Here is a 13,044-nt window from a genome sequence, read left to right as displayed (position 1 = left end):
AAGGCCCTCTCGCCCTCTCCTGTGAAGGGTTCGTTGCCTAACCAGCAGGAGGTCTCCTACTCGACGCCGCGCTCGAAGCGCTCGCGGAGGTGCTGGACGTGCAGGCCGACGGCGTTGCGGACCTCGTAGGTCTGCTCGTAGAGCCGCCGGTAGGTGGCCTCCTCCATGAACGGCTCGCGGCGGAGCTGCTGGAGCGCGGCAAGCGCCCGGTTGGCCGCGTGCAGCCCCCGCTTCGTGACGGCGATGTTGCCGCCGAGCGCTTCGAGGTCGTACCCCATGCCGTGCCCCCCGGCCACCTTCGCGCCGACCTGGAGCGCGTTCGAGCAGAAGTCCACAAAGACAGTGTCCTTGTCTCCCTCCGGCACGGTCTCGGCCCAGTCCATCACCGTCGAGCCGAAGGCGAAGGCGCGCTGGTAGAGCGGGAGGTCGCGCACGTCCTGGGCCTCGGGGTACGCCTCGCCCAGCCCGGCTTTCCAGGCCTCGCCGTCGTCCTCCGGCTCGGCGTCGAAGTCCTCGAGCCAGAGCGGGAGGTCGCCGTCGTGCTGGTCCCAGCCCATCTTGCGGGCGAGGTAGGCGTGGAGGCCGCGCTCCCAGGCTTCCCGCGCAGCCTCGGGGGCGTCCTCGGGCGGCGGCGGGATGCGGCGGACGTACTGGTCCCAGTACCGCATGTAGAGGTCCGTGCGGCGGTCGCTCTCGCGGAGGAAGTCCTCCCACCGGTGTTCGTCCCAGATGTCGTCCATCCTGAAAGTGCCGAGGAGCGAATGTCGAAGGTCGAATGTCGAAGGTCGAATGGCGGCGAAGATACCAGCGATTCGCTCTCGGGCCGGACCTGCGCCAAAAGCGCACGGCAGATTGGGGCTGGAGGCGCGTCTTCGCTACACCTTCGCACGGTATACTCCTGCCCGTCTGCCCCCCTCTTTCCCAGTAGCCCGATCAAGGTCGGGGCCTTCGACGGGGCCCACGTGGTTCGGCTTGCGACGCGCCGCTCGCTGCCGTCGGTGCCGCGCCCGGGGTGACAGGCCTCGCCGCGCCGTACCCGAACCCGACGGCAGGCGCGGCGACGGTGGCCTTCGGACTGGCCGAGCGTGCAGCGGTGCGGCTGGTGGTCTTCGACGTGCTCGGGCGCGCCGTGGCGGTCTTGGCCGAGGGCGTGTGCGAGGCGGGGCCGCACGCGGCGGCCTTCGACGGCAGCGGGCTGGCCGCCGGGACGTACCTGGTGCGGCTGGAGGCCGGCGGCGTAGTCGAGACGCAGGCGCTGACGCTGACGCGCTAGCTCGGCGCTGACGTGTTACTAGGTGGGGTAGGTGCCGAGCGCGCCTACCCCACTTTTTTGCTGTGTGATCCACCCATCCAGCGATGCGCTGAAGGTGGACGGTGGACAGGGTCTAAACCACTAGCTTCTCTCGACTGTTGCTCCTATACTTGATCTCCCCCTTACCTCTCCATCCAACCGGAGCTTCTCATGCGTCTTGCCTCGCTCTCCTCCCTCTCTGCCTTCGCGCTGCTGTTCTTTGCGCTGGCCTCCCTCCCCGCCACGGCTCAGGTGCCGGGCGTGTTCTTCGCCAACCAGGGCGAGCCGAACCAAGTCTGTACCGACGACGGCACCGGTACCCTCGCCTGCGCGCAGGTCTCGACGCGCAACGGGTTCTCGCTGAGCGCTACTGCCGGCGACTTCGACGGCGACGGCGACGACGACGTGGTGGCGGGCAGCTTCTTCCAAGCCAGCGAGCTCTGCATCAACGATGGCCCCGGCACGTTTACCTGCTCGAACCTGCCCGGCGGCAACCCGACGGTCTACGACCTCGATGCCTTCGACGCCGACGGCGACGGCGACCTCGACCTCGCGCTCGCCATCGGGTTCGGTCCCAACCGGCTCTGCACGAACGACGGCAGCGCGGGCTTCACCTGCGCGGCGTACACCACCGACGGCGAGACCTCGCTCGGCATCACGACCTTCGACGCGGACAACGACGGCGACCTCGACCTCGCTGTCGCCGAGCGCGGCAATCCCTTCGGCACGCCCGACACCTACTGCGAGAACGACGGCACCGGCGCGTTTACCTGCAACGACATCGCGCCGGACACCACCACGTACTACGCCGTCTCGGCGCTCGACGCCGACAACGACGGTAATGCCGACCTCGCCTTCGGCGGGGCCGACCTCAACCGCATCTGCCTCGGCGACGGCGCGGGCAGCTTCTCCTGCTCGACGATCCCCGGCACCGAAGACGAAAGCCGCGGCAGCGACGCCGCCGACTTCGACGGCGACGGCAACATCGACGTCGCCTTCTCGAACCTCTTCCCCGGGCCGAGCCTTGTCTGCTTCGGTGACGGCACGGGCAGCTTCTCGTGCACCGACATCGCCAACTCCGAGTTCAACGGCAACGGCCTCGCCGCCGGCGACCTCGACGACGACGGCGACGCGGACCTCGCGATTGCCGCCTTCAACCGGCCGGCACAGCTCTGCTCCAACGACGGCACCGGGCTTCTGAGCTGCTCCGACATTGCGGGCGCACCGAGCCAGCGCGGCAACGAGCCTGCGATCGGCAACTTCAGCGGCGCCCCGCTCGCCGGGGGCTTCGCCCTCACCGTGACAGCCCCCCCCTCCGTCGCACCCGGCGCAGCCCTCCCCATCGTCTACACCGTCGCCAACAACACTGGCAGCGCCGCCAGCGGTGACTTTTTCTTCACCGCTCGGCGAAACGGCAACGTCGTCGCGCAGCAGGTCGTCCAGAGCGGCACGGTCCCGGCCGGGCAGACCCTCCTCCTAGCTGCCCAGATTGCTGTCCCCTCGGCCGCGCCCGAGGGGGCCTACGAGCTCACCTTCGCCATCGGCCAGGCCTTCGGCCAGAGCGTCGACACCGAGGTGCTCACCGTCACGGTCCAGGGCGCCGCGCGGCCAGGCACGCCGGCGTGGTCGGTCATCGAGGCCACGCCGTGGACCGAGGACGGCGCGCCGGTCGCCACGGCCACGGCGGAGGTGACGGGCCTCACCGCGTACCCGAACCCGACGGCGGGCCGGGCCGAGGTGGCCTTCGCGCTGGCCGAGGCGGCGGCGGTGCGCTTGGTGGTCTTCGACGTGCTCGGCCGCGAGGTGGCAGTGCTCGCCGAGGGCGCGCGCGAGGCCGGGCCGCATACCGCAGCCTTCGACGGCAGCGCCCTCGCGGCGGGGACGTACCTCGTGCGCCTGGAGGCCGGCGGCGTGGTCGAGACCCAGACGCTCACGTTGACGCGCTAGGCTGAGGTGCCGCCAACCAGAGGTGGGGTAGGTGCCGAGCGCGCCTACCCCACTTTTTGTACGACGGCGCGCATGACGGCCGTCAGCTTGGGCTCGGCCTCGGCGGCGGCGGCGAGCACGTCGGCAATCGAGACCGGTTCGAGCGCGTCGGGGAAGCACTCGTCAGTGACGACCGAGATGGCGAGGCACCGCAGCCCTTGGTGCCGGGCGACGATGACCTCGGGGACCGTGCTCATCCCGACGGCGTCGGCCCCGACGAGGCGGAGGAAGCGGTACTCGGCACGGGTTTCGAGGTTGGGACCCTCGACGGCGACGTAGACGCCCTGCTGGAGCTTGACCGCCTGCTCCAGCGCGGCCGCTTCGGCGAGGTCCCGCAGGTCCTCGTCGTAGGGCATGCTCATGTCGGGGAAGCGCGGCCCCCAGCCGTCGTCGTTCGGCCCGACGAGCGGATTCGCGCCTTGGAGGTTGATGTGGTCCGTGACCAGCATCAGGTCGCCGCGCCGGAAGTGCGGGTTCATGCCCCCGGCCGCGTTCGAGATGAGGAGCGTCTCGACGCCGAGCGCGGCGAGGACGCGGACGGGGAAGGTGATCTCCTTCGGCCCGTAGCCCTCGTAGAGGTGGAAGCGCCCCTGCATCGCCCACACCGGCACCCCGCCGAGCCGCCCGGCGATCAGCCGCCCGTGGTGGCTCTCGACCGTCGAGAGCGGGAAGTTCGGGATCGCGTCGTACGGAACCGTGGCCTCGGCTTCAATCTCCTCCGCGAGCGCGCCGAGGCCGGTCCCGAGGATCAGCCCGATGCGGGCCTCGACGCCGGTCTGGTTGCGGATGACCGAGACGGCCTCTTCGACGTGGCGGCGGTACGTGTTCATTGGCTGATGGGGTGAAAGATGCGGGGCCGACGGGGAAGCAATCTCTTCCACTCCTCCGTTCTTCCCATCGTCCGCTCTTACTCCAGGTCTTCGAGGATGCGGCGGATGCGCTCCTTCTCGGTGGCCGGGGCCGTGGCCGGCTCGGACTCGCGGGGCTCCTCGTCCAGTTCGCCGCCGACGATGGAGCGCAGCGTCCAGGTCGGCTCAGCCTCCTCTTCCGGCTCCTCCAGCGCCACGATGGGGCGGTCGGCCTCGCGGTTGGACTCGGCCTCGGCGGCGCGCGCGTAGAGTTCGGCGTACGTCGTCTCGTCCGATACCGCCTCGTCCGACGCTCCGCCGGCGGCAGCAGGCGCGGGGACGACCGGGTCGGGTGCCGAGACCGGGTCGGGCACCGAGACCTCGTCGGCCGCCACGGGTGGCGCGGGCTCTGGCGGCGTCGGGACGGGCGTCTCGGTCTGGGGAAGCGCCGGGGGCGACACGCTCGGCAGGGCTTCGGCCGGAGCCGACGGCATGAGCTTCATAAACCCGATCGGCTTGTCGTCCTCGTGGCGGGCGAGGATTTCGAGTTCGGACATCAGGAAGTGCCGCAGGCGGGCCGTAATCTCGTCGTGGCGGTGGGCGAGCTGGGCGACCTCGTGGCGAAGCTGGTGGTGCTTCTGCCCGGCCTCCTGCGTGATCTGCTCGGCCTTGAGTTCGGCCTCCTCGACGATCAGGCGGGCGCGCTCCTCGGCGTTCGCCTGGGTCCGCTTGGCTCCCTCACGAGACGTGGCGAGGGCCTCCTGCAGCGCCTCCTCGATCTTCTCGTAGTGCGTGATCTTGCCCTCGATCTCCCGCACCCGGTCCTCGGCGCGGCGCAGGTCCTCCTGCATCTCCTCCCACTGGCGCGAGACCATCTCGGTGAAGGCCCGGACCTCGTCGGGGTCGTAGCCCCGGACCTTGCGGGCGAACTCGTGCGTGCGGATGTCGAGCGGCGTCAGCTTCATCGGAGGCGGGGTTGGGAGGGGAAGGGCTGGAGGTACGGAGGGAAGGTACGGAGGGATTTTTCGGCGTGGAGGCCTGGGGTGCGCCTGTGGCGCAGAATGGGAGGAATGGGGCGGATGGGCGGATGGGCGGATGGGCGGATGGGCGGATGGGCGGATGGGCGGATGGGCGAAGATCGTTGGCGCAGAGCGCACGGGGCTCAGTAGTTTTCGTGGTTTTGCTTGACTCCCACACTCCCACACTCCCACACTCCCACACTCCCACACTCCCACACTCCCACACTCCCACTCACTCCCTCGCCCCGAAGATCGCCGAGCCGACGCGCACCTCGGTCGCGCCTTCCTCGACGGCCACCTCGAAGTCACCGCTCATACCCATCGAGAGGCGGTCCAGCGCGACGTTGGGACTGCGCCCGCCATAGGTCTCGGCGAGGCGGCGGAGGTGACGGAACTGGGGACGGACGAGGGTCTCTAGCTCTCCGGGCGACTGCGCCGGCGACGCGAGCGTCATCAGCCCGACAACGCGGAGGTGGGCGTACGCCGCGAGACCGTCGAGGAAGCCGTGGAGCGCGTCGGGGTCGAGGCCGGACTTCGAGCTCTCGCCGGAGACGTTGACCTGGACGAAGCAGTCGAGGGCGCGGCCGGCCCGGACGGCGCGCTGGTCGATGTCCGCCGCCAGCTTCTCGCTGTCGAGCGCGTGGAACGCGTCGGCGTGGGGCAGCGCCTTGTTGATCTTGTTCTTCTGGAGCGGCCCGATGAGGTGCCACCGGACCGAACCGCCGCCGGTCTCGCCAGGGACGACTCCGGCTTTCTCCTCTAACTCCTGCACCCGGTTCTCGCCGAAGTCCGTCAGCCCGGCCTCGATCCCGGCGCGGACGACCTCGATGGGGAAGGTCTTGCTGACGGCGATGAGCCGGACGGCACCGGGGTCGCGCCCGGCCCGCTCGCAGGCGGCGTCGATGCGGGCGCGCACGGCCTCGGCGCGGGCGCGGATGTCGGCGGTCAGCGTTGGCACGTCGGCACTCATTCTCTCGTCTCGGTAGGTGGATCGCGGCGGGGCAGGTCTCGATGATACGCGGCACCAGGCCAACCCTTCCGCCGGTCACCTCTGCGATCCATCGCCTTTTCAGGCGCACGCTCGGCCCTGAATCCGCCGACGCCGCACGCCGCGCCGGACGGGCAGGCTTCTTGCCTCCGACGCCCATTCCCACCCTTCCGACCCACCACTCTGCCATGCCGTTTTCCACGCTCGCCTCCACCCTCCACACAGCCCGCACCGCGTGGCTCGAAGGCGACGCCGAGGCCTGGGCGCGCTACACCGAATGCTGCCTCCAACTCGGCGTTGAACACCGCGATGCTCCCCGAGCCAAGCACCCGTCGCAGGACGGTATTCCGCCCGCTGGGCACCGCCCCTCGGCACCCACTCCGCAGCCCGTCCGGCAATAAATCGGCTGCGGGGGCGTTGGATAGGCCGTCTGTTCGGCCGTTCAACCTGGGTCCCGATGAAGTCTTGTTTCCTGCTCGCGCTCTGCCTCTTCGCCCCCCTCGCCGCCTCGGCGCAGATCATCGTCCCGCCGCCGCGCCCGGTTCCCGTCCCTGAGCGACCCGTCGAGATGGCGGCCCTCGAGATCGACGGGCGGATCGCCGACCAGGTGGCTGAGGTCTCGGTCACGCAGACCCTCTTCAACCCGAACGACCGGCCCGTCGAGACGGAGTTTCTGTTCCCGATCCCGCCCGGCGCAGCCGTGCAGGACTTGGTCCTCGTCGCCGACGGACAGGAGCTGATCGGCGAGGTGCTTCCGAAGGACGAGGCCCGCCGCCGCTACGAGGAGATCGTCCGGCGCATGATCGACCCCGCGCTGATGGAGTACGCGGGCTACGGGCTCTACCGGACGAGCGTCTTCCCCGTCCCGGCGCGCGGCGAGAGCACCGTCCACTTCCGCTACACCGAGGTCTCGCCCCGCGAGGGCGACCGCGTGACGTTCAGCTACCCGTTCGGCCTCGCCCGGCAGCAAGCGTCGGTCGGCGAACTCCGCATCAGCCTGGCGCTCAGCGGCGATGTCGGCGCGGTCTACAGCCCCTCGCACGAGGTCGAGATCGACCGCGAGCGGCGGCGGACGCGCGTTACGTTCGAGGCCGACGACGTGCGGCTGCGGCGCGACTTCCGGCTCGTCTACGAACCCGAGGCCGAGGAAGGCCCCGTCAGCGCGACGGTCCTGAGTCACTGGCCCGAGGGGGCCGAGGACGGCTACTTCCTGCTCCTCGCCTCGCCGGACATCCCCGACGCCGAAGCCGAGGCCCTTCCCAAGACCGTCGTCTTCGTGATCGACCGCTCGGGCTCGATGGCCGGGCGCAAGATGGAGCAGGCCCGCGACGCCCTCGCCTTCGTGCTGAACAACCTCGGCGACGACGACCTCTTCAACGTCGTCGCCTACGACGACCGGGTCGAGGTCTTCGAGCCCGAGCTGCAGCGCTACTCGGCCGGCAGCCGCGACGCGGCGCTCGACTTCGTGGACGGCCTCCGACCCGGCGGCTCGACGAACATCGACGGCGCGCTCGGCGAAGCCCTCGGCCTGATCCCGGAGGACGGCAACCCAGCCTACGTCCTCTTCCTCACCGACGGCCTCCCGACGGCCGGCGAGACCGGCGAGGGCGCGATCGCCCTGAACGCCGAGCGCGCCAACGGAGCCGACGCCCGCATCTTCTCGTTCGGGGTCGGCTACGACGTGAACGCTCGCCTCCTGGAGCGTCTCGCCGCGGCGAGCGGCGGGACGACGGAGTACGTCCGCCCCGAGGACGACCTCGAAGCGAGCGTCGCCGGGCTCTACAACCGTCTCACGAGTCCCGTCCTCTCTGACCTCGCCATCGACTTCGACGGGACGCGCATCAACCGCGCCTATCCCCGCGACCTGCCCGACCTGTTCGAGGGCAGCCAGATCGTCTGGGCCGGGCGCTACACGCGGGGCGGCGACGTAACCATCCGCCTCGCGGGCCGCGCCGGGGACGACGAGCGGGCGGTAACCGTCCGCGCCAACCTCGCGGAGGAGGGCGACCGCACGCGCGCTGACTTCATCGAGCCGCTCTGGGCCAGCCGACGCGTCGCCGCTCTCCTGGAGCAGATCGACCTCGACGGGCAGAACGAGGAGCTGGTGGACGAGCTCGTCGCGCTCTCGACGCAGTACGGGATTCTGACGCCCTACACCTCGTTCCTCGCCGAGGAGGACGCGGTCTTCGCCTCGCGCGAGGAGCTGCAGAGGCAAGGCCGCCGCGGCCTGGAGATGATGGACGAGACGAGCGGGGCCTCGGGCGTTGGGCAGCGGGCGATGCGGTCGGCGATGGCGTCGGCCCCGCAGGCCGAGGCCGAGGCCGTCGCCTACGACGCCGAGGGCAACGCGCGGCGCGTCGAGACCGTGCAGAAGGTCGGCACGCGGGCGTTCTACCAGCGCGGCGACCTGTGGGTCGATGCAGGCTTGCTGGACGCCGACCCCACCGAGGCGATGGAGGTCGAGCAGTTCTCGGACCGCTTCTTCGCGCTCGCCCGCCGCCTCGCGCCCGAGCAGATGATCTACCTGACCCTCCGCGAAGACGTGCTCGTCGAGGTCGACGGCCGGGCTGTGCTGATCCGGGCGGTGGAGGGCTGACGCTGGCATAGTGCCGACCCGTAGGGACGAGGTGTGCCTTGCCTCCACACGCGCGGGTGGCGATGGGTACAGTACCTTCGCTGCTCGCTTCGCTCACCGTCTCACTGCCCCATGCCTGACCTCGCTGCCTTTCTCGATCCCCTCGACGCCCGCCGGGCCGAGTTTCTCGCCGGCCTCGACTCGATCCCGCCGGAGCAGCTCGGCCAGGCACCCACCTCGAAGGCGTGGTCGCCACTCGGCATCGGCGAGCACCTGCTGATCGTCGAGCGCGGCCTGGGGCACGTCGCGGGGCGGCAGATCGAGAAGGGCGAGGGCCGGAAGCGGTTCGGCGAGCCGTCGGCGAAGTCGGTGGACGGCCTCGTCCGGGCGATGCGCACCCCGTCGAAGTTCAAGGTCCCCGACGGCGTCGGGATCGAGCCGACCGGCGAGGTGAGCCTGGGTGAACTCCGGCAAGCGTGGGGCGAAGCGGGCGCGCAGTGGCACCGCGTGGCCGAGACGCTGCCGCCTGACCTGGCGGACGAGGGGCTCGTGATGCATGCGGTCGCCGGGCCGATGACGATCGCCCAGACGCTCCGCTTCCTCGAAGCCCACATCGAGCACCACCAGCACCAACTCGTGCGGACCGTCCGCGCCCTCAGCGCGCGAGCCGCGTAGCGGTCGAGTTCGGCTGCACCGAAGCGCTACGTCTCCACTTCGAGACGAGCAGGCCGCGCCGGCTTACTGCCCGCCGGCTTCTTGGCTTTTTTTGCGACCGGCGCAGGCACCTTTTTCGGCTTGAGGCCCGGCGGCCGGGCGGGCACACCGTTTGGCTTTGCCCCGGCTGGGGCGGGCGCTTTCTTTGGTTTGGCACCGGGGGGACGGGCGGGCGCGCTGCGCTTCGGCTTCTCGGCGGCAGGCTTCGCCGCTTTTTTCGGCTTGGCGCCGGGCGGACGGGTCGGAACGCGCGCTTTCTGGGCGGCTGGGCCGGGGGTCTCGTTCTTCGGCGTGGGCGGTTTCTTCGGTTTGGAGCCGGGAAGTTTGGCAGCCATGCCGTGCTTCGGCTCTTCGGCGGCGGGCGCGGGGGCCTCCTCCTCCGGCTCGGGGTCGTCGTCCCACGCGGCGATGGTTTCGAGGACGGCCTCGACGATGGTGTCCTCGGGGACGGTGCGGATGATCTCGCCGTGCTTGAACAGGTGCGCCCGCCCGCGCCCGAGCGACACGCCGAGGTCGGCCCCGGCGGCCTCGCCCGGGCCGTTGACCGCGCAGCCCATCAGCGCCACGTTGAGGTCCTTCTCGAAGTTCGCCTTCTCAACCGCCGCCTCGACCTCCTCCACAATCGAGATCAGGTCGCCCGCGAGGCGGCCGCAGGTCGGGCACGCGATGATGTTGACGCCGGGGCGGCCGAGTCGGAGCGACTTCAGGATGCGGTGCCCGACCTTGACCTCGTGGATCGAGTCGGCCGAGAGCGAGACGCGGATCGTGTCCCCGATGCCGTCGGCGAGCAGGCTGCCGATGCCGATGGAGGACTTGATCGTGCCGGACTCGAGCGAGCCCGACTCGGTGACGCCGAGGTGGAGGGGGTAGTCGGTGCGCTCGGCGAGGAGTCGGTAGCTCTGGATCATGAAGAACACGTCCGAGTGCTTGACCGAGATCACGAGGTCCTCGAACCCGACGCGCTCGCAGACCTCGACGTGCCGCATCGCGGACTCGAAGAGCGCCTCGGGCTGCGGGTAGCCGTACTTGTCGAGGATGTCCTTTTCGAGCGAGCCCGAGTTGACCCCGATGCGGATCGGGACGCCCTTCTCCTTCGCCGCCAGCAGCACCTCGCGCTCCCACTCCGCCTTGCCGATGTTGCCGGGGTTGATCCGCACCTTCGCCACGCCCGACTCGATGGCCTTGAGCGCGTACTTGTAGTTGAAGTGGATGTCAGCCACGACGGGCACTGGGCTGCCGTCGGCGACCTCGGCCAGGGCGTCGGCATCCTCCGGGCGCGGGACGGCGATGCGGACCACGTCGGCCCCGGCCTCGGCGAGGCGGGTGATCTCAGCCACGCACTTCTCCACGTCGTGCGTCTTCCCCGTTGTCATCGACTGGACGGAGATCGGGGCGCCGCCCCCGATCTGGACGGGGCCGACGTGAACGGCGCGGCTGATACGGCGGGGACGCTCCATCTGAGAGGGATGGGTGTGCGGCAAACTACGGCGCTCATACTAAGCGCGCGGGCGCGGGTTCGGGTTCAACCGTTAATATTCCGCTACTCTACCGGCTCCGGGGTACGGAAGAGGTCGGCGCAGGCGGCGAACTGGGCCGCGGCCCCGACGAGCACGAGGCGGTCCCCGGCCTCGACGTGGAAGTCGCCCGCCGGGCTGCCGATGGTCTCGCGGCCACGCCGGACGGCGAGGACCGTCAGGCCGTGCCGGCGCCGGAGGGCGAGGTCGGCGAGCGTCGCGCCGGCGGCGGGTGCCCCGGCGCGCACGGCGACGGCGCGGGTGTGGAGGCCCTCTTCGTCGAGGCCCTGGAGCACCATCAGGTGCGCCTCCTGGATGCTCCCGCGCAGCACCTCGTAGTCGCCCGCCCGGACCAGGCTCACCTGGCGGGCGACCTCGTCCGGCGGCACGAAGTACGACCCGAGCACCTGGCTGAAGAGCCGCACCGTCGTCTCCAGCTCCTCGGGCACGACGACGTCGGCCCCGGCCTCGTGGAGCGGCTCTACGTCCGCGATGAAGCGCGAGCGGACGATGATCTGGAGTGTCGGGTTGTGGTAGCGGGCGAGGCGAATGGCACGCTCGGTCGCCGTCCGGTCGTTGATGGCGACGACGCACACCTTCGCGCGCTCGACGCCGACGGTCTCCAGGAGGTGGTGCCGCCCGATGTCGCCGTAGAAGGCCTCGAACCCGGCCTCTTGCGCGGCCTCGACGTTCTCCGGGTTGAGGTCCACCACCACGAACGGGATGCCGGTGTTGTGGAGGACGCGCCCGAGCCGCTGCCCGGCCGGGCCGTAGCCGACGACGATCGTGTGGTCCTCCATCTCGACCTCGGCCTCGACGGTCTCCGGCGCGGACCCCGGCCAGCGGCGCCCGAGGCGCTCGCCGAGGCGCGGCCCGGCGGCGAGCAGAAACGGCGTCAGCAGCATCAGCACGACCGCCGTCGCCACGAACAGCTGCTCCCCGTCAGCCCCGAGCCCGCCCGGGGTCAGCCCGAACCGGTTGCCTTCGAGCACCAGGACGAACGAGAACTCGCCGATCGGCGCGCGCGCGAGCGCGACCGCTGTCGCCGTCCGCGCGGGCCACTTCAGCACGAGGACGGCGAGCGCGACGAGCAGCGCCTTAATCGCGAACACGCCGACGACTGCCGCGAGCACGAGGCCCAGGTTCGCCGCGACGAACCCGACGTCGAGCAGCATCCCGATCGAGACGAAGAAGACGGCGTTGAAGACGGTCTGGAGCGGGAGCACGTCCGCGACGGCCGCCTCGGCGTAGTGGCTCTCCGAGACCACGAGGCCCGCGAGGAACGCGCCGAGCGCGAGGCTCACCCCGGCGAGGCTCGTCAGCCACGCCGTCCCGAAGCACACCGCGACGACGGCCAGCAGCAGCAGCTCGGTCCGCCGCGTCTTCGCCAGCCGGTCGAGCATCCACGGAATCGCGCGCCGCGCCCCGACGAGCACGAACGCCACGACGAGCGCCGCCTTGCCGAGCGCCCACGCCGTGTCGAGCGCCGAGCCGCCGGCCCCGGCGAGGGTCGGCACGAGGAGGACCATCACGACGACCGCGAGGTCCTGGAAGATGAGGACCGCGAGCGTGAGCCGTCCCGGCGGGGTGTCTGTCTCGGCGCGCTCGGCGAGGAGCTTCAGCACAATTGCCGTCGAGGACAGTGCGACGAGGAAGCCCGTGAAGACCGCCGGCCCGACCTCGACCCCGAGCGCGGCGAGCAGGCCCGCCACGAGCGCCGTCGTCCCGAGCGTTTGCACGCCGCCGCCGAGGAAGATCGCCCGCCCGATCCGCGCCAGCTTCTCCAGCGAGAACTCAACGCCGATCGTGAACAGCAGCAGGATCACGCCGACCTCGGCCGCCTGCCGGACGAAGTCGCCGTCATCCACCAGCCCGAGCGCCCCTGGCCCGACGAGCACCCCGGCCAGCAGAAACCCGACGATCGGGACGAGCCGGAGGCGGTAGCAGAGGTAGGCGATCCCGACGCTCGCTACGAGCAGGATGGCGACTTCGCGGAGAAACGGGAGCGTGACGGCGAGCGGCATCGGACGTAGGGTGCGGCTGCGGGAAAGGTAACCGCCCGTGCCCTGCTGAGACAGTACCTCTGTCTCGTCGGTGTCGCCGGGCGGA

General features: G+C 70.6%; 10 protein-coding genes and 1 pseudogene. 5 read left to right on the top strand and 6 right to left on the bottom strand.

Annotation, left to right across the window (positions count from 1 at the left end):
* Positions 1–56 precede the first annotated feature (56 nt).
* The gene (locus AAGI91_01720) at positions 57–740 is read right to left on the bottom strand and encodes a hypothetical protein (GenBank protein MEM1041322.1); all 684 of its coding nucleotides are present in this window, start codon (positions 738–740) and stop codon (positions 57–59) included.
* Positions 741–1,012: 272 nt separating this feature from the next.
* Between AAGI91_01720 and AAGI91_01715 the strand changes: the two genes are divergently transcribed.
* On the top strand, positions 1,013–1,273 hold the full coding sequence (locus AAGI91_01715) for a T9SS type A sorting domain-containing protein (GenBank protein MEM1041321.1): 261 nt from the start codon (positions 1,013–1,015) through the stop codon (positions 1,271–1,273).
* Positions 1,274–1,462: 189 nt separating this feature from the next.
* Entirely contained in the window at positions 1,463–3,238 is a 1,776-nt protein-coding gene (locus AAGI91_01710; GenBank protein MEM1041320.1) for a T9SS type A sorting domain-containing protein, read from the top strand.
* Between the two features lie 44 nt (positions 3,239–3,282).
* On the opposite strand, the gene AAGI91_01705 is transcribed toward AAGI91_01710, so the two are convergent.
* The 3 genes from AAGI91_01705 to AAGI91_01695 all read right to left on the bottom strand — a co-directional run bounded on the left by AAGI91_01705 (position 3,283) and on the right by AAGI91_01695 (position 6,114).
* Positions 3,283–4,107: a purine-nucleoside phosphorylase gene (locus AAGI91_01705; protein ID MEM1041319.1), complete on the bottom strand. Its 825-nt coding sequence runs from the start codon at positions 4,105–4,107 to the stop codon at positions 3,283–3,285.
* Positions 4,108–4,184: 77 nt separating this feature from the next.
* Positions 4,185–5,090 (bottom strand): DivIVA domain-containing protein, encoded by a 906-nt coding sequence (locus AAGI91_01700; GenBank protein ID MEM1041318.1) that lies wholly within the window; start codon positions 5,088–5,090, stop codon positions 4,185–4,187.
* 286 nt (positions 5,091–5,376) lie between these two features.
* Entirely contained in the window at positions 5,377–6,114 is a 738-nt protein-coding gene (locus AAGI91_01695) for a YggS family pyridoxal phosphate-dependent enzyme (GenBank protein MEM1041317.1), read from the bottom strand.
* 206 nt (positions 6,115–6,320) lie between these two features.
* Between AAGI91_01695 and AAGI91_01690 the strand changes: the two genes are divergently transcribed.
* From AAGI91_01690 to AAGI91_01680, 3 genes are all read left to right on the top strand, one after another.
* Complete coding sequence (locus AAGI91_01690) at positions 6,321–6,533, top strand: hypothetical protein (GenBank protein MEM1041316.1); 213 nt, start codon at positions 6,321–6,323, stop codon at positions 6,531–6,533.
* Between the two features lie 56 nt (positions 6,534–6,589).
* Entirely contained in the window at positions 6,590–8,728 is a 2,139-nt protein-coding gene (locus AAGI91_01685; GenBank protein ID MEM1041315.1) for a VIT domain-containing protein, read from the top strand.
* A gap of 111 nt (positions 8,729–8,839) precedes the next feature.
* Positions 8,840–9,382: a DinB family protein gene (locus AAGI91_01680; protein ID MEM1041314.1), complete on the top strand. Its 543-nt coding sequence runs from the start codon at positions 8,840–8,842 to the stop codon at positions 9,380–9,382.
* 446 nt (positions 9,383–9,828) lie between these two features.
* Here the strand turns inward: AAGI91_01680 and ispG are convergent.
* Both ispG and AAGI91_01670 read right to left on the bottom strand, forming a co-directional pair.
* Positions 9,829–10,878, bottom strand: a pseudogene (ispG, locus tag AAGI91_01675) (flavodoxin-dependent (E)-4-hydroxy-3-methylbut-2-enyl-diphosphate synthase).
* Between the two features lie 83 nt (positions 10,879–10,961).
* Positions 10,962–12,959 (bottom strand): cation:proton antiporter, encoded by a 1,998-nt coding sequence (locus AAGI91_01670; protein MEM1041313.1) that lies wholly within the window; start codon positions 12,957–12,959, stop codon positions 10,962–10,964.
* Between the last annotated feature and the right edge of the window lie 85 nt (positions 12,960–13,044).

Source organism: Bacteroidota bacterium (assembly GCA_038746285.1).
Lineage (GTDB): Bacteria > Bacteroidota > Rhodothermia > Rhodothermales > JANQRZ01 > JANQRZ01.
This window is presented reverse-complemented; position numbering and strand designations above follow the sequence as displayed.